The organism is Methylobacterium sp. Leaf361, assembly GCF_001424445.1.
In the GTDB taxonomy this organism is placed as follows: Bacteria; Pseudomonadota; Alphaproteobacteria; order Rhizobiales; family Beijerinckiaceae; genus Methylobacterium.
The window spans coordinates 198,200-214,414 of record NZ_LMPY01000012.1 but is presented as its reverse complement, the minus strand read 5'-3'; the positions used below and the strand labels follow the sequence as shown (position 1 = coordinate 214,414).

Here is a 16,215-nt window from a genome sequence, read left to right as displayed (position 1 = left end):
CCCGCCGGTGCTACGCTCCGCCGATGGAGCGGCGGGCGACAGGGGCGGGACGGTGGGGCGGGCTCGCCCGATTCCTCGTCCTCTACGCGGCGCTCTACGGCGCCTACGGGGTGCTGTCGCCGGTCCTGCCGGGCTTCCTCGCCGCGCGCGGCCTGACGCCCGGCGAGATCGGCCTCCTCCTCGCCGCCGCGGGCGCCCTGCGTCTCGCGGTCGGGCCCCTCGCCGGCGCCTTCGCCGACCGCCACCGGGCCGGGCGATCCGTCCTGGCGGCGAGCCTCGCGCTGGCCGGGCTCAGCGCCCTGGCGCACCTGCCGGGCACCGGGCTGGCGCAGCTGATCGGGCCGGCGCTCCTCTACGCGGCGGGCACCGCGGCCCCGGCGCCCCTCGCCGACGCGCTGGCCCTGGCCGCCGCGCGCGGCGGCGCGGCGTTCCAGTACGGCTGGGTCCGCGGCGCGGGCTCGGCCGCGTTCATCGTCGGCACCGCCGCGGCCGGCTGGCTGATCGGCCTCCACGGCTTCGCCGCCGCCCTCGTGGCGAGCGGCGGCCTGTTCCTGGCCGCCGGCGCGGCCGCCCTGGCCCTGCCCGCCGCTCCTCCGGGCGGCGCGGCCGAGGCCGGGGCGCGGTGGCGGGGCTTCGCCGCCCTGGTGGCCCTGCCGCGCTTCCGCCGCACGGTGCTGGTCGCCGCCCTGGTGATCGGCGCGCACGCGATGCACGACGGCTTCGCCATGATCCTGTGGCGGTCCGCCGGGATCGCGGCGACCACCGCCGGCCTGCTCTGGTCGGTCTCGGTGGCCGCCGAGGTCCTGGTCTTCCTGCTGGTCGGACCGCCCCTGCTGGCGCGGATCGGCCCGGCGACCGGCATCGCGGTTGCGGCCTGCGCGGGGGGGCTGCGCTGGGCGGTGCTGGCATCCACGACCGCGCTTCCCTGGCTCGCCGCCGCCGAGTCCCTGCACGGGCTGAGCTTCGCCCTCCTGCACCTCGCCTGCCTGGGGCTCATCGAGGCGTCGACGCCGGCCGATCTCCGGACGACCGCGCTGGCGCTCTACGGGACGCTGGGCCTCGGCCTGTCGGGGGTGGCCGCGACCCTGGCCTCCGGGGCGCTCTACGGGGCGTTCGGCGCATCGGCCTTCTGGGCCATGGCGGCGCTGAGCCTCGCGGCCCTGCCGCTCGTGCCGGCGCTGCGGGATCGCTGAAGCGGCGGGTTCTTTTCCCGCGCCTATGGTACGGACCCGGAACGGACCCGCCCGAAAAGCCCCGCATGCCCGCCGTCGCCGAGATCCTGATCCCGCTCGCCCTCGATACGCCCTACAGCTACGTGGCGCCGGCCGGGCTCGACCTCGCCCCGGGCGACGTGGTGCAGGTGCCGCTCGGCCCGCGCGAGATCGTCGGGGTGGTCTGGGGCGTCGCCGAGACGCCCGGCGGCTCGAACCTGCGGCCCGTGACCGGCCGCCTCCCCTACCCGCCCCTGTCGGAGCCGCTGCGCAGCCTCGTCGACTGGATCGCCCGGTACACGCTGGCGCCGAAGGGCTCGGCGCTCGCCATGGTCCTGCGGCTGCCCGACGAGGCGGCCGCCGGCGAGACCGCCCGCGTCGCCGTGCGCCTCACCGACAAGCCCCCGTCCCGGCCGACCCCGGCCCGCACCAAGGTGCTCGCCGCGGCGGCCGACGGCGCCCTGCGCGGCAAGAGCGCGCTCGCCAAGGAGGCCGGCGTCTCGCTCTCGGTGGTCGACGGTCTGATCGACGACGGCGTCCTCGAGACCGTCGCGGTCGAGCCGGAGCCGGTCGCGCCGCGGCCCGACCCGGACTTCCCGCGGGCGCCGCTCTCGCCCGCGCAGGCCGAGGCGGTGGCGGCCCTCGTCGCCCCCTTCCCGTGGGACCGGCCGCAGCCGCGGGAATCCGACGATCTCCGCCCGGTCCTGCTGGAGGGCGTCACGGGCTCCGGCAAGACCGAGGTCTATTTCGAGGCGGTGGCGGCCTGCGTCCGGGCCGGGCGGCAGGCCCTGATCCTGATGCCCGAGATCGCCCTGACGGCGCAGTTCCTCGACCGGTTCGCCGCCCGGTTCGGGGTCCGGCCGGCGGCATGGCATTCCGGGATCGGCGGCAAGCGGCGCGAGCGCCTGCGCGCCGCCGTGGCCGAGGGCGAGGCGCTCGTGGTGGTCGGCGCGCGCTCCGCCCTGTTCCTGCCCTTCGCGCGGCTCGGCCTGATCGTGGTCGATGAGGAGCACGAGACGGCCTACAAGCAGGAGGACGGCGTCCATTACCACGCCCGCGACATGGCGGTGGTGCGCGGGCGCCTCGAGGGCTGCCCGGTCGTCCTGACCTCGGCGACGCCCGCGATCGAGACCCGCGTCAACGCCGCGCGGGGGCGCTACCGGCACGTCCTGCTCCCCGAGCGCTTCGGCGGCCGGCGCCTGCCCGACATCGCCGCGATCGACATGCGCCTCGACCAGCCCGAGCGCGGCCGCTTCCTCAGCCCGCCGCTGGTCAACGCGGTGAAGAGCACCCTGGAGCGCGGCGAGCAGGCGCTGCTGTTCCTCAACCGCCGGGGCTACGCGCCGCTGACCCTCTGCCGCGCCTGCGGCCACCGCTACCAGTGCAAGAACTGCTCGACCTGGCTCGTGGAGCACCGGTTCCGCCGGGCGCTGGTCTGCCACCAGTGCGGCTACGCGGAGCGCCGGCCGGAGGCCTGCACCGAGTGCGGAACCTTCGACAATCTCACCGCCTGCGGGCCCGGCGTCGAGCGGATCGCCGAGGAGGCGGCCGAGATGTTCCCGGACCGGCGCATCGTCGTCCTGTCGAGCGACTTTCCCGGCGGCGCCGAGCGTCTGCGCCAGGAACTCGAGGCGGTGGCGGCCGGCGCGTGCGACGTCGTGATCGGCACGCAACTCGTGGCCAAGGGCCACAACTTCCCGTTCCTGACGCTGGTCGGCGTCCTCGACGCCGATATCGGCCTGACCTCGGGCGACCCGCGGGCGGCGGAGCGCACCTTCCAGTTGCTCCAGCAGGTCACCGGGCGCGCCGGACGCGGCGAGAAGCCCGGGCGCGCCCTGGTCCAGACCTACCAGCCGGACCACCCGGTGATCGCGGCGCTCCTCTCGGGCGACGCCGAGCGCTTCTACGCGGAGGAGATCCAGGCCCGCGAGGCGGCCGGCCTGCCGCCGTTCGGGCGGCTCGCGGCCCTGATCGTCTCGGCGAGCGAGCGCGAGGTCGCGGAGGCGCACGGGCAGGCGCTCGCCCGCGCCGCCGAGCCGCCGGAGGGCGTGATGGTCCTGGGCCCCGCCGAGGCGCCCCTCGCCCTGGTGCGCGGCCGCTACCGGTTCCGGCTGCTCGTGAAGACCGAGCGCAACGTCGATCTCCAGGCCTACCTGCGCGCCTGGATCGCCCGGGGACCGAAGGTGCGGGGCAACGTCCGGGTCGCCATCGATGTCGACCCGCAGAGTTTTTTGTAGGAGACTTCGCGGGCCTCCCGGTCTCGTGAACGCCGGTTCGCCGTCGGGAGGCACGTCAGAGCGAGGGTCCGGAGCCATACCGGTTCGTCCCGCGATCGGGTATGGCTCAGGTCACGGGCGGCGGACCCTGGTCGGAGACCGGCTACGGGACGCATGCGGTTCCCGGAGGAGCGATCAGTGCTGACCTACACCAAGACGCCGGATTCGAATGTCGCCGAGATCGTGGTCGACGGGAAGATCACCGACGAGGAGATGAACGCGGCGATGACCGCGATGAAGGCCGACCTCGACAAGGGCGGCAAGATCAAGCTGCTCGAGGATATCCGCGCCTTCGAGGGCATGGAGCCCGCGGCCTTCTTCAAGGACCCGCGCTTCGGCATCTCGATGATGAAGAGCATCAGCCACGTCGCCCTGGTGACGGACGCGCCCTGGCTGAAGGCGCTGGCCGAGACCTTCAACTTCGTGTCGCCGACCCAGATCAAGGTGTTCGAGCGCGCCCGCATCGACGAGGCGCGGAGCTGGCTCGCCGCGGCCGCCTGAGCGACCTCAGTCGGCCTGCGCGGTGCGGGTGTCGCTGCGCCGCGCGGTCCAGTGGCCCGAGCACAGGGACGAGACCTTCCAGGTGCCGGCGCCGCTGCCGGCCTGGAGTCGGCCGGTGCCGGTGCCGCTCGCCGTCCCGTTGCTGACCGTGATGCCGACGCTGCCGTCGGGCCGCACGTGGCCGTTGACCTGCGCCCCGGCGCTGCCGGAAATGAGCTGCACCTGCCCCTCGCGGATCGCGAGCGCGTAGGTGTAGCGGGCGCTGCACAGGCCGCTCTCCGTCACCAGCTCCACCGACCACCGCCCGTTATGCGCGCTCGGCCCCGCGCTGGCGGGCAGGCACGTCGGGAGGAGAAGGCCGGCGGCGAGGGCCGCGACCGCGGTCAGCTTGGTCATGCGATGCAATCTTTCAGCGAAGCGGACACCGCCGGAAGCGGCGTGCACGGTCAGAATCATCGATCGAGGATGACTCGACGCTGAACGATGGAAGCGGCAAGAGTATGGCTGCCCCCCGCTTGTTCAAGATAGATTACGGCCGACAGTCCCCCGGCCAATAGTCAAGCTCGTTGCGGACGATGCTGTGGACTGATCTGCCGACCGGAGCGTCCAAGTCTCCGCTCATCACGGAGGAGACGGAGGCGGCCGAGGTCCTGCACGCGCATGTCGAGGATCGCCGGGCCCGCGGGAAAGCGCCCGCGAGACCGCGGCCGAAGCTGCCCGCGCGGGAGAGCCTCGGGCGTCTCGGGGCGGGCCGGCGATTGAGCAACCGGCCTCGATCGGGCCGGGCGGGATCCATGATCGGATCCGTCGGCGGGCGCGGGCAGCCGACCAGCGCGCCGCGCCGCCCTCTCGGGTTGTGAGGGGCCGCGCGCGGGACGGCCGGAGCGACTCGCGGTGCTCAGTCAGTGAGCGGCCGGGCTTCCTCGGGCAGCATGATCGGGATCCCGTCGCGGATCGGGTAGGCGAGCTTCGCCGAGCGGCTGATCAGCTCCTGCCGGGCCGAATCGTATTCCAGGGTGCCCTTGGTCAGCGGGCAGACCAGGATCTCCAGGAGCTTCGGGTCGACGCGGGTCGCCTCGACGGGGGCGGTGAGATCGTTGGACATCGGTGGGGCAACCTATTGCATCGGCGACTCGGGACCCGAGCCGCGAACCAGTTCCATCTGCGTGACCGCGATCAGGATCTCGGCCCGGGTCTTCAGGTCGGGAGCCTCCAGCATCGCCTGCTTCTCGCGCACGCCGAACGGGCTCATCATGCACAGGGCGTTGACCAGCGCCTCGTCGGGCGCCTCGTCGATCCCGGCCCAGTCCACCTTGAGGTCGTTCGACTCCACGAAATCGCGCAGCGCCTTGAGGACGCCCTCGCGGTCGACCTGCTCCTCGCCCGCCCGCGGCTCGAAGTCCACCGCGAACTCGTCGTAGGAGACGTGGCAGCGGCGATAGGGGCCGATCGAGGCCAGCTCGCTCTCGACCCGGAACCGGGTGACGCCGGTGAGCGAGATCAGGTACCGGCCGTCGCCGGTCTCGGCGTACTGGGTGACACGGCCCGCGCAGCCGACGCGGTAGAGCTTCGGATTCGATCCGCCCGACCCTTCCGGGTCGGGCTGGATCATCCCGATGATCCGGTCCGTCCGCATGGCATCGTCAACCATCGCGAGATAGCGCGGCTCGAAGATGTTGAGCGGCATCTGTCCCCGCGGCAGCAGCAGCGCGCCGGACAGCGGGAAGACCGGGATCACGGCCGGGCAATCCGCGGGGCCCTTGTAGCTCGCATGGGTGCTCATGGCGCCTCCCAGAGGGGCCGAACGGTGGGCCGGCGCGCGAGCCGGTGCCTCACGAGAATAGAAGTGCCGAAAGCTTGCGCCGGCCGCGGATCGTGTCGGGGTCCATCACGCCCCAGGCCTCGAAGAACTGCAGCAGCTGCTTGCGTGCACCGTCCTCGTTCCAGTCCTTGTCGCGCTTGCGCAGCTCGATCAGGTGATCGACCGCCTGGCCGCGCTCCCCCCGGGCGGCGAGCCCGAGCGCGAGGTCGAACCGCGCCTGATGGGCGTCCGGGTTGGCCTCGACCTCGCGCTGCAGGCCCGCGAGGTCGCCCAGCGACGCCGCCTGCTCGGCGAGTTCCAGGGCGGCGCGGATGCCGACGAGCGCCGGGTCACCGGCCTTCGCCTCCGGAACCATCGCCAGGACGCGCTTGGCGTTCTCGATCTCGCCCGCGTCGAGCTGCATCTTGGCGAGGCCGGCCAGCGCGGTGACGTTGTCGGGCTGCTGCTCCAGCACCGCCGCGTAGATCTCGGCGGCGCCGGCGAGGTCGCCTTCCTGGATCAGGGCCGCCGCGTCGGCGAGGGCCGCCTCCAGCGGGTCCTGCTGCGGACCGGCCACGCGCGCGATCAGCTCCTTGATCTGGCTCTCGGGGACAGCGCCCATGAAGCCGTCGACCGGCTGGCCCTTCTGGAAGACGATGACCGCCGGGATCGACTGGATGCCGAGCTGACCGGCGATCGAGGGATGCTCGTCGATGTTCATCTTCGCGAGGACGACCGCGCCCGCGGCTTCCCGGACGACCTTCTCCAGGACCGGCGTGAGCTGCTTGCAGGGCCCGCACCAGGGCGCCCAGAAATCGACCAGGACCGGCCGGTTCATCGACTCGGCGATGACATCCTGACGGAAGCTCGCGGTGGTCGTGTCCTTGATGAGGGAGCCGGTGTCGCCGGCCGGGGTACCGCCCGCGGCGAGGGTTTCGTTGAGCATCGGTCTGGCTTCGGAACCTTTTTCGTGGAGCGCCTTAAATGGGGCTTCCGCCCCGGTCTGACCAGCCCGGAGGGCCGGATCCTCAGCGCGGCGGCGCGGCGGCCGGCGCGCCCGCCGCCGCCTTGGCGGCGGTCACGAACGTGCCGGCGAAGGGACGCCCGTCGGCGGTGCTGGCCTCGCAGGTGATCGCGGTGCGCCCGGCTTCCGGGGTCGAGAAGCGGCAGGCGCCGATCGCGAGGATCGGGGCGCCGTCCTTGCCCGTGGTGACGACGTTGATCGGCTGCAGCGGATCGGTCTCCTCGGTGGCCTCCTGCTGGGCGCCGTTGCCGCTGAAGCTGAGGGTCTGACCGTCGGAGGTCGTGAAGTCGAAGCTCGTGCGGTTGCGGCTCACCGCGTTCGTCAGGACGTTGCTGCAGGCCGCGCTCAGGTCCTGCGTGCCGATGACGAGCTTCTCGCAGGTCCCTTCCAGCCGCAGCGCCGCCTGGGCGCGGGCCGCGGAGGGCAGGCTGACGAGGGCGCAGAGCAGCGCGAGGCGCAGGCTGTTGGTCATGGCGTGTCGGGCATCCTCCGGTTGAGAGCCGAACTAGGCGCGCCGCGCACGCCGTCGAGGGGCACGGCGCCCGGACCGGCGCGACGGGAGGTGTGTCGCGGACGCGCCGGACGCCCTCAACCCTACCCGCACGGGCGCGGAAGGGACGCCGGGCGGGGCGGCCCGCTAGCCCACGAACCGCAGGGCCCGGTCGTTCGGCGCGGCGAGGTCGAGGTCCGGCCCGAGGGGCACGATCCCCGTCGGATTGATGGTCGGATGGCTCTCGTAATAGTGCCGCTTGATGTGGGTGAGGTTCACGGTCGGCGCGACGCCCGGCAGCGCGTAGAGGTCGCGGAGGTAGTTCGACAGGTTCGGGTAGTCGGCGATCCGGCGCCTGTTGCACTTGAAGTGTCCGACATAGACCGCGTCGAACCGCACCAGCGTCGTGAACAGCCGGATGTCGGCCTCGGTCAGCCGGTCCCCGCAGAGGTAGCGGCTCCGGTCGAGGCGCGCCTCGAGCGCGTCGAGTTCCGCGAACAGGGCCTCGAAGGCCTGGGCGTAGGCCTCCTGCGTGGTCGCGAAGCCCGCCTTGTAGACGCCGTTGTTCACGCGGTCGTAGACGCGACCGTTCACCGCGTCGATCTCGGCGCGCAGGTCCGGGGGATAGAGGTCGGGGCCGGTGCCCCCGAAGGCGTCGTTCAGCATCCGCAGGATCTCGGCGGATTCGTTCGACACGATGGTGGCGCGCTCCCGGTCCCAGAGGGTCGGGACGGTGACCCGGCCGCTGTAGGACGGGTCCGCCGCCAGGTAGACCTCGTAGAGGCGCCGGGCGCCGTGGATCGGGTCCGGCGTCGCGCCCGGCGTGTCGCCGAAGACCCAGCCCTCCGCGCCCATGTGCGGGTCGACCACCGAGACGGAGATCGCGTCCTCCAGCCCCTTCAGCGTCCGGCCGATCAGCGTGCGGTGCGCCCACGGACAGGCCAGGGACACGTAGAGATGGTAGCGCCCCGGCTCGCCGCGGAAGCCGCCCGCGCCGGAGGGGCCTGCCGACCCGTCGGCGGTGACCCAGTTGCGGAAGGCCGAGGCCTTGCGCTCGAAGCGGCCGCCCGTCGCGGCGGTGTCGTACCACTGGTCGCGCCAGATGCCGTCTACGAGGAGGCCCATCGTCGTCTCCGCCTGTCCGAGAGGTCCGACCGAGATGGGCCTCGCGCGGTCGGTGTGAAGGGACGCGTCCGCCCGCGAACGCCACGCAAGGCAGGCCTGCGCCCGCCTGTCTGTTGCGGTGCAGCAAAGTCCGCCATGTCTCGCGTCACCCACCCGTCGCCGTGCGCGTGCCGCAGCTGCCCGACCCGGTGGGGGATCGATGGAGGTGAAGTGATGTCGTTCGCGCTGGTGCCCGTCGCCGAGGCGGCCCTGTTCACGTTCGGGTGCCTGGTGATCCACGCCCTGCGGCGCCACGCCGACGTGGTCACCGCGACGCTCGCGTGCCTCGCGACGCTCCTCGTCCTGATGATCGGCATCGCCTGCGCGCCGGAATCCTTCGCGAAGTATCAGGCGGCGAGCGTCGCCGACTTCGCCCGCCTGGATCAGGCCATCTACTGAGGCTTCGCCCCGCGGCCGACGGCGTCGAGGCCGCCGGCCCGGAGCTTCGCGAGGCGGCCGCCGGTCCCGCGCTGGCCGGCGACGGCCACGTCGAAATCGTCCTTCGGGAGCTTGGCGAGGAAGCGCTCGGCGATTTCGAACAGAAGGATGTCGGCGCGGACCCGCTCGATATAGGCCCAGTCGAGGCTCGACGACCAGACGAAGTGCACCTCGCTGAAGCTCTCGGCGAGCAGCCCGGTCAGCAGGAACGGGTCGAAATGGGCGCAGGAATCGCCGAACAGGACGAGCCGGCGCGGATCGGCCGCCGGTGACGCGTTCCGGTAGACGACATGCGCGCCGACATGCACCTCCCGGTCGCGCCCTTCCGCCTCGTAGGCGGCGAGCAGCGGCCCGGTCTCGACCCGCGACGCGTCGCGCTGCAGCATGAACCGTTCCAGGCGCTCGCGCGGCCGCTCCGGCAGCTTCTCGCCGAGATCCATGAGCTGGTCCGAGACGATGCCCGGACGCGCGCCGATGTCGGCCGGCGGGACCGCCCCGAGCGCCCGCATGATCGCGCGGTAGGCCAGCAGGCAGCCCTGCGCGGTCCAGTGCGTGTCGGTGCGCAGGTAGAGCGGCACCGGCCCGTTCCGGGCGGCGCGGAGCGGGGCGAGAAGGTCGAGATAGGCCGGATGCCGGGCGAGGCTGCGGGCCAGCCGCCGGGTCGAGGCCTTGCCGGGGGCGTAACGCAGGCCGTCGGTCTTGTCGTCGTAGACCGATAGCTTCTCCGGCACGATCACGTGCAGGCAGCGGATGCCGAGGCTCTCGGCCCGCCGCGCGCGGGCCTTGATCAGCCGTGTCCAGCCGCGCAGCAGCAGCCAGTGCCGCAGGCCGCCGCGATACCGGTCCATGACCCGGTTGGTCCCCCCGATGAGGAATAACCAGCCGTCGCGGCCGACATGTACGCTCTCCCTGCCTGCAGACATGACGGTGCTTTAGCCGCACCGCGAGCGGGCGACTAGGCCGGACCCGGCACCGGGACCGCGCGTTCGTCAGGCATGACGCCCTCGCCCGCACCGGCCGTCCAGACCCGCGATCGCCCGGAGCAACCCGGGGGCTCGGAGCCCATCCGCCCGGAGCCCATCCGCCCGGAGCCCGCCCGCCCGGTGCGGCTGTGGCGCCCGCGCCGCGTGCTGGTGATGCCCGCCGCCCTGGAGCACGCCCACGGGCGCGCCATGCTGGCCCGCGCCGAGGCGCTGGGCCTGCCGGTGGAGCGGCTGGCGTCCAATCGCCTGCCGAGCCCGCGCGAGCCGGATCCGCGCCGCGCCTACGCGGCCGCCAAGGCGACCCTCGCGCTGACGGTCGCCCCGCCGACCAAGCTGCGACTGCAGCCGATCCCGCCCTCGGCCGACTGGCGCTTCGACCTCGCCGAGGGCTGCCCGGCCCATTGCCAGTACTGCTACCTCGCGGGCTCTCTGTCCGGGCCGCCGGTGACCCGCGCCTACGCCAATCTGGCGGCGATCCTCGACAACCTCGCGGACTATGCGGGGCGCGGCGCGGTGACGTCGGCCTCCGCCGAGCGGGCGCGGGAGGGGACCACCTTCGAGGCGTCCTGCTACACCGATCCCCTCGGCATCGAGCACCTGACCGGCTCGCTCTCGGCGGCGATCCGGCATTTCGGCGCCTGGGACACGCCGGTGCAGCTGCGCTTCACCACCAAGTTCGCCGCGGTCGAACCGCTCCTCGACCTGCCGCAAAACCGGCGCACGCGCATCCGCTTCTCGGTCAATCCGCGGGCGGCCGCGCATTACGAGGGCGGCACCGATCCCCTCGACGCGCGGCTCGCCGCCCTGGCGGCGGCGGCGCGGGCCGGCTACCCGGTCGGCCTGACCGTCGCGCCGATCCTGCCGGTCCCGGACTGGGAGGACGCCTATGCCGGGCTGGTCCGCGCCGCCGCCGACGCGCTGGCCGGCGTGCCCGATCTCGACCTCACCGCCGAACTCATCACCCACCGGTTCACGCCGGGCTCGAAGGCGGTGCTGCGCGGCTGGTATCCCGGCTCGGACCTGCCGCTGGACGAGGCGGAGCGCGTCGAGAAGCGCACCAAGTTCGGCTCGGTGAAGCACGTCTTCCCGAAGCCCCTGATGCAGGCGATGCGCGCCCATCTCACCGCCTGCCTCGCCCGCGACCTGCCGGCCGCGCGGATCCTGTACTGGACCTGAGCGCCCGCGGGCGCCATCTGGCCCCGATGATCGACGCGGCCCCCCTGATCCTGACGCTCGCCTTCGACGAGCCGACTTTCGCGCGGTTCGACGGCGAGCGGCGCCGCCACTTCCCGGAAGCCCTGAACCGCATCCCGGCGCACGCGACCCTGTTCCACCACCTGCCGGGCGACCGGGAGCGGGGCGTGATCGAGGCGATCACCGCCCTCGCCCGCACGGTGCCGCCGCCGGAGGTCGCGGTGACCGGCCTGCGCTTCACCGGCCGCGGCGTCGCCTACGCGCTCGACTCCGACGCGCTGGCGCGCTTCCGGGGCCGCCTCGCGCAGGAATTCGCGGCCCACCTCACCGCCCAGGACCGGCAGGGCTGGCGCCCGCACGTCACGGTGCAGAACAAGGTGTCGCCGGACACGGCCCGGGCGCTGCACGCCGACCTGTCGGCGGGGTTCGTGCCGTTCCGGTTCACCGCCCCCGGCACCCTGCTCTGGCGCTACCGCGGCGGCCCCTGGGACGCCGTCGCCCGCCTGCCCTTCGGAGAGAATGCCTGATGGATGTCGACGCGCACCGGGAGACCGCGCCATGAGGGCGCCGGGCAACCTGCGGCAGAACCGGCTGATCGAGCCCGCGATGGCGGTCTGGCTGCGGTTGCGCCTGAACGAGGTCGGTCCCCTCGTCGCCCTGCTCTGCCTGAGCATCCTCGGCTACGGGTTCTTCTACCTCGCCCACGAGGTCGGCGAGGGCTCCACCGCGGCCCTCGACCGGCGGATCCTGCTCGCCCTGCGCAATCCCGCCGATCTCGCCGACCCGATCGGGCCGCCCTGGCTCGAGGAGGCGATGCGCGACATCACCGGGCTCGGCAGCGTCTTCACCGTGCTGTTCCTGACCTGCGCGGTGGCGGCCTATCTCGGCGTGTCCGGGCGCCGACGCATCGGTCTCTACGTCCTCGCCGCGGTGGGGAGCGGCGAGCTGGTCTCGACGGTGCTGAAGATCTTCTACCATCGGCCCCGGCCGGACCTCGTGCCCCACGGCATGGAGGTGTTCACGGCGAGCTTCCCGAGCGGCCACGCCACCATGTCGGCGATCGCCTACCTGACCCTGGCGACCCTGATCGCCCGGATCGAGCGCAACCGCCGCGCCAAGGCGCTGGTCCTGGCGCTCGGGGTGAGCGTGACGCTGCTCGTCGGCATCAGCCGCATCTATCTCGGCGTGCACTGGCCGAGCGACGTCCTGGCCGGCTGGTGCATCGGCGCCGCCTGGGCGTCCCTGTGCTGGTTCGTCGCCCTGCAGCTGCAGCGCCGCGGCGAGGTCGAGGCGCCCGACCCGCCGCCGCCCGCCTGAACCTGCTGTTAAGGTAAACAGACGGTTAAATTGGACGGGCGGGGGCCGTTTGGGCTGGATGGCGGTTGTCCCCGCAACCGAAACCGTCAGGGTCAGACGATCGTGGTCGAGCGCCGCCGCACTGCCCGACGCCGCGTCTGCCTGGGCGGGCGGCTGCGCGTCGCGGCCTTCCTCCCGGAGATCGACTGCACGGTCCGCGACGTGTCCCTCGACGGGGCGCGGGTCCGGCTGCCGGCGGAGGCCGTGCTCCCCGACTGCGTCGAGCTGTTCATCCCCTGTCGCGGCGAGACCCGGCGCGCCTTCGTGGCCTGGCGCGCGGGCGAGTCGGTCGGCCTCGGCTTCGCCGAGACCCGCGCGGCGACGGAGCCCGAGGCGGTCGCGCGCCGGCTCGCCGCCAGCGAGGCGGAGGTGGCGCGTCTGCGCGCCGCGCTCCTCGACGGAAACAGCCCGGAGCCGGGTCGCGTTCACTGAGGGCGCGGTTCCGCCATCCGGCGGCTCCCGGCGCGGGCGGCGCCCCAGGCGCGGCCCTCCCGATCCGGCGACACGGCGAGGCACATGGCGGACGACACCCGGCTCTCACGACGCACTCTCCTCGCGGCCGGGGGCGCCCTGGCCGGCGCCGCGGCCGGCGGCGGCGCGCAGGCCGCCCCGCCGGCGCCCGCGGTCCCGGCCGATACCGGCGCCGTGCAGGGCGGAAAGGTGATGTTCCCGAACTGGCGCGGGCCGGGCGACCGGCCGCCCGCCCCGAGCCCGGCGCCGCAGCCGCCGGGCCAGCGCGTCGGCTACTGCGTGGTGGGTCTCGGGCGCCTGAGCCTCGACGAGATCCTGCCGGCGTTCGGCGAGAGCAAGCGCGCCCGTCTCGCGGCGGTGATGTCGGGCTCGCCCGACAAGGCGAAGCTCGTGGCGCGGCAGTACGGGCTGCCAGACGACGCCGTCTACGGCTACGACGCGTGGGATCGGCTGAAGGCCAACCCCGACGTCCAGGCGGTCTACATCGTCACGCCGAACGGCGTGCACCGGGACAACGTCGTGGCGGCCGCCGCGGCCGGCAAGCAGGTGCTCTGCGAGAAGCCGATGGCGGTGACCTCGGACGAGTGCCGGGAGATGATCGCGGCCTGCGCGAAGGCCGGCGTCAAGCTGATGATCGCCTACCGGTGCCAGTACGAGCCCCACAACCGGGCCGTGATCAAGCTCGCGCGATCGGGCGAGTTCGGCCGGCCGCGGCTGATCCAGGCGTTCAACGGCCAGACCACGGGTCTGCCGGAGCAGTGGCGTCTGCGGAAGGCGCTGGCGGGCGGCGGCTCGCTGCCGGATATCGGGCTCTACTGCCTGAACACCGCCCGCGCGGTTCTCGGCGAGGAGCCGAACCTGATCCAGGCCCAGATCCACTCGCCGCCGGACGATCCCAAGTACCGCGAGGTCGAGGAGACGGCGAGCTTCACCCTCCACTTCCCGTCCGGCGTGATCGCCCAGTGCCTGACGAGCTACGGGGTCTACGAGGCGCGGAGCCTGACGCTGCACACCGGGACCGCCTCCGTCGATCTCCAGAACGCCTTCGCCTACCAGGGCCAGCGTCTCTACATCGGCCACCGCGACGGCAGGAACGCCGCCCGGGACGAGAAGGTCCTGAGCCCGAAGAACCAGTTCGCCCTGGAGCTGGACCACTTCGCGCGCTGCATCCAGGAGAACCTGCGGCCCCGCACGCCCGGCGAGGAGGGGCTGCAGGACCAGGTCCTGATGGAGGCGATCTACGAGGCCGCCCGCACCGGCGCGCCGGTCAAGGTCGGCCCGCCCCCCGGCGCCGGTTCCGGCCTCGACGTGACGCGCGGGCCGGAGCCGGAGGAGCCGTCCTGAGGTGCCTCAGAACGGCAGCAGGATGTCGACGAGCTGCTGGCCGTAGCGCGGCTGCTGCACGTCGGTGATCTGGCCCCGGCCGCCGTAGGCGATGCGCGCCTGGGCGATCTTGGCCGAGTCGATGGTGTTGTCGGACTCGATGTCCTCCGGCCGCACCACGCCGGCGACGATCATCTCGCGCACCTCGAAATTGACCCGGATCTCCTGCTTGCCCTCGACCACGAGGTTGCCGTTGGGCAGGACTTGGGTCACCACCGCGGCGACGTTCGTCAGGACGGACTCGGTGCGCTGGACCGAGCCGGCACCGTCATTGGCCATGGCCGAGGTGGCGGAGAGCAGCGCGGTGCTTCCGACGCCGAAGGACTTGCCGACCGCGTTGTTCTCCAGGCCCAGGGCGTTGGGCAGGCCGAAGCTCTCGGTGTTGGCCCGGGAGCGCTTGGTCTCGTTGCTGATGTTCGCCTGGTCGGTGACCTTGACCTTCACGGTCAGGATGTCGCCGAGCTTGGCGGCGCGCTGATCCTTGAAGAAGGCGCGGGAGCCGGTGCGCCACAGCGAGTTCGGCGCGTACGAGACCGGCTGCACGTCCGGCATCGGCATCCGCACCGGCTTGTAGCCCGGCTGCGCGGTCGGGTCCTCGATCGCCGACAGGGCCGGGGTCAGGCCGACCTGCGAGAGGCGGTCGGCGGTGTTGCAGGCGCCGAGCGCGCCGGCGATCAGGGCGGCGGCGAGCGGGTTCAGGACGGTGCGACGGGCCATCGGGCTATCACTCTTCGACGCGTGCAGGGCGGGCGGTCAGCGCAGGGAGGCGGTCGCCTGGACGGGGGCGGCGCCGGCGGCCTGCCGGGCCGCGGGGCTGGGGCTCACCGAGACCCGGCCGGGGCCGATCACGGTGGCCTGCAGGACCTTCTTGGAGGCGACGTTGACGACGTTGACGACGGCGCCCATGCGGCCGGAATCGTTCGACAGGCCGCGCATCGACAGGCTGATGCTCGGCGTCTCGTACACGATGGTCACGTTCTCGCCGCGGGCGACCAGGTCGGGCGGGGCCGTGTCGGTGACCCGCAGCACGGTGCCGGCCGTGAGGGTGTTCTGCGCGACCTCGCCGAGGATGGTCGTGGCGCTGCCCTGCGCGTCGGGGGCGACGGATTCGCGCGGGCGCCGCTCCAGGGCGACGTCGCCCTCTCTGACCGGCTCGCCGCGGTTGAGGTTCCGGGTGAGCACCGCCACCTCGCGCAGCTCCACGACTACGCCGGAGACGCGCAGCGAGACCTGCCGCTCGCCGAGGGTGACGAGGCCCGCGACGCGGCGCGTCCGCGGATCGTAGGTCAGGTCCAGGGCCGCGGCCTGCCCTTCGAGGTCCAGCGGCGCCAGCAGGGTCGGTCCGTCGCCGTCGAGGCGGACCGCGATGTTCTGGGCGTTGAGCCCGTAGCCGGTCTCGAGGCCGCGCTTGAGCGCCGCCTCGATCTCCGGCGGCCCGAGGCGGCGGGCGGCGCGCTGCACGGCGATCTGCAGCCGGCCGCCGGTCTCCAGGCCGCTGAGGCCCAGGGCGGAGGCCGCGTCGAGGATGCGGCGGGTCTGGATCGTCCCGGTGGCGCCGAGGCTGGGCGCGCGGAACAGCGGGCGCGTGGCCAGGCGCTCGGGCGCGCCCTCGACGAGATCGGCGAGCGTCAGGACGTCGCCCCGGGCGGTGACGTCGCCGCGCAGCCGCAGGCCCTCCGCCCGCGCCATGGCCGGGATCGCCAGGGCGCCGAGGGCCGCGAAGGTGAGGAAGGCCAGCAGCGCGCGCAGGATGACGGCGGCGCCGAGGGGCATTACCCGCCGCGGGACGCGCCGCACGATCGGGCTGATGTCGTCCCCGGCCCCCGCGGCGATGCGGGGCAGGTCGAGGGTCCCGAAGTCGGGATCGAGCGGGTCGGGATGCATGCCGGCATACATGTTCAGGGACCTGAAGCGGGGTGCGGG

The 16,215-nt window shown here is 73.3% G+C and carries 18 protein-coding genes; 9 read left to right on the top strand and 9 right to left on the bottom strand.

The genetic code is table 11. The features are described 5' to 3' along the window. Positions 1-23: 23 nt before the first annotated feature. The 3 genes from ASG32_RS10595 (at position 24) to ASG32_RS10585 (ending at position 3,988) form a co-directional block, all read left to right on the top strand. Entirely contained in the window at positions 24-1,193 is a 1,170-nt protein-coding gene (locus tag ASG32_RS10595; RefSeq protein ID WP_056525489.1) for an MFS transporter, read from the top strand. Positions 1,194-1,258: 65 nt separating this feature from the next. Next, a complete protein-coding gene (locus tag ASG32_RS10590; RefSeq protein WP_042671779.1) occupies positions 1,259-3,448 on the top strand; it encodes a primosomal protein N' in 2,190 nt (729 codons plus the stop codon). Positions 3,449-3,625: 177 nt separating this feature from the next. Beyond that, complete coding sequence (locus tag ASG32_RS10585; RefSeq protein WP_020093645.1) at positions 3,626-3,988, top strand: STAS/SEC14 domain-containing protein; 363 nt, start codon at positions 3,626-3,628, stop codon at positions 3,986-3,988. 6 nt (positions 3,989-3,994) lie between these two features. On the opposite strand, the gene ASG32_RS10580 is transcribed toward ASG32_RS10585, so the two are convergent. From ASG32_RS10580 to ASG32_RS10555, 6 genes are all read right to left on the bottom strand, one after another. Beyond that, positions 3,995-4,384, bottom strand: a complete 390-nt coding sequence (locus ASG32_RS10580) for a hypothetical protein (protein ID WP_020093644.1) — start codon at positions 4,382-4,384, stop codon at positions 3,995-3,997. Between the two features lie 502 nt (positions 4,385-4,886). Continuing rightward, positions 4,887-5,093 (bottom strand): Trm112 family protein, encoded by a 207-nt coding sequence (locus ASG32_RS10575; RefSeq protein ID WP_020093643.1) that lies wholly within the window; start codon positions 5,091-5,093, stop codon positions 4,887-4,889. A 12-nt stretch (positions 5,094-5,105) separates the two neighbouring features. Further along, a complete protein-coding gene (locus ASG32_RS10570) occupies positions 5,106-5,771 on the bottom strand; it encodes an LON peptidase substrate-binding domain-containing protein (RefSeq protein ID WP_020093642.1) in 666 nt (221 codons plus the stop codon). A gap of 49 nt (positions 5,772-5,820) precedes the next feature. Further along, complete coding sequence (gene trxA, locus ASG32_RS10565; protein WP_056525487.1) at positions 5,821-6,735, bottom strand: thioredoxin; 915 nt, start codon at positions 6,733-6,735, stop codon at positions 5,821-5,823. 82 nt (positions 6,736-6,817) lie between these two features. Then, positions 6,818-7,285 (bottom strand): hypothetical protein, encoded by a 468-nt coding sequence (locus tag ASG32_RS10560; RefSeq protein WP_020093640.1) that lies wholly within the window; start codon positions 7,283-7,285, stop codon positions 6,818-6,820. Between the two features lie 165 nt (positions 7,286-7,450). Next, complete coding sequence (locus ASG32_RS10555; protein WP_056525485.1) at positions 7,451-8,428, bottom strand: glutathione S-transferase family protein; 978 nt, start codon at positions 8,426-8,428, stop codon at positions 7,451-7,453. 213 nt (positions 8,429-8,641) lie between these two features. Here ASG32_RS10555 and ASG32_RS10550 point away from each other — a divergent pair, with 213 nt between their 5' ends. Next, entirely contained in the window at positions 8,642-8,866 is a 225-nt protein-coding gene (locus ASG32_RS10550; protein ID WP_042671783.1) for a hypothetical protein, read from the top strand. Here the strand turns inward: ASG32_RS10550 and ASG32_RS10545 are convergent. Further along, positions 8,860-9,828, bottom strand: a complete 969-nt coding sequence (locus ASG32_RS10545) for a hypothetical protein (protein WP_056525482.1) — start codon at positions 9,826-9,828, stop codon at positions 8,860-8,862. The two genes, ASG32_RS10550 and ASG32_RS10545, sit on opposite strands and share 7 nt — an antisense overlap. Before the next feature lie 72 nt (positions 9,829-9,900). Here ASG32_RS10545 and ASG32_RS10540 point away from each other — a divergent pair, with 72 nt between their 5' ends. From ASG32_RS10540 to ASG32_RS10520, 5 genes are all read left to right on the top strand, one after another. Beyond that, positions 9,901-11,064 carry a spore photoproduct lyase family protein gene (locus ASG32_RS10540; protein WP_348271889.1) on the top strand — a complete coding sequence of 388 codons (1,164 nt, stop codon included), beginning with the start codon at positions 9,901-9,903 and terminating at the stop codon, positions 11,062-11,064. A 26-nt stretch (positions 11,065-11,090) separates the two neighbouring features. Beyond that, positions 11,091-11,609, top strand: coding sequence for a 2'-5' RNA ligase family protein (locus ASG32_RS10535; RefSeq protein WP_056525479.1), 519 nt, complete (start codon positions 11,091-11,093; stop codon positions 11,607-11,609). A gap of 31 nt (positions 11,610-11,640) precedes the next feature. Then, positions 11,641-12,399 (top strand): phosphatase PAP2 family protein, encoded by a 759-nt coding sequence (locus tag ASG32_RS10530; protein ID WP_020093634.1) that lies wholly within the window; start codon positions 11,641-11,643, stop codon positions 12,397-12,399. A 102-nt stretch (positions 12,400-12,501) separates the two neighbouring features. Then, on the top strand, positions 12,502-12,870 hold the full coding sequence (locus ASG32_RS10525; protein ID WP_056525476.1) for a PilZ domain-containing protein: 369 nt from the start codon (positions 12,502-12,504) through the stop codon (positions 12,868-12,870). Positions 12,871-12,954: 84 nt separating this feature from the next. Then, the gene (locus tag ASG32_RS10520; RefSeq protein WP_056525465.1) at positions 12,955-14,253 is read left to right on the top strand and encodes a Gfo/Idh/MocA family oxidoreductase; all 1,299 of its coding nucleotides are present in this window, start codon (positions 12,955-12,957) and stop codon (positions 14,251-14,253) included. A gap of 6 nt (positions 14,254-14,259) precedes the next feature. On the opposite strand, the gene flgH is transcribed toward ASG32_RS10520, so the two are convergent. Together flgH and flgA are read right to left on the bottom strand one after the other, a co-directional pair. Further along, positions 14,260-15,009 carry a flagellar basal body L-ring protein FlgH gene (flgH, locus tag ASG32_RS10515; protein WP_020093631.1) on the bottom strand — a complete coding sequence of 250 codons (750 nt, stop codon included), beginning with the start codon at positions 15,007-15,009 and terminating at the stop codon, positions 14,260-14,262. 36 nt (positions 15,010-15,045) lie between these two features. Next, a complete protein-coding gene (flgA, locus tag ASG32_RS10510; RefSeq protein WP_170868142.1) occupies positions 15,046-16,188 on the bottom strand; it encodes a flagellar basal body P-ring formation chaperone FlgA in 1,143 nt (380 codons plus the stop codon). Positions 16,189-16,215 lie beyond the last annotated feature (27 nt).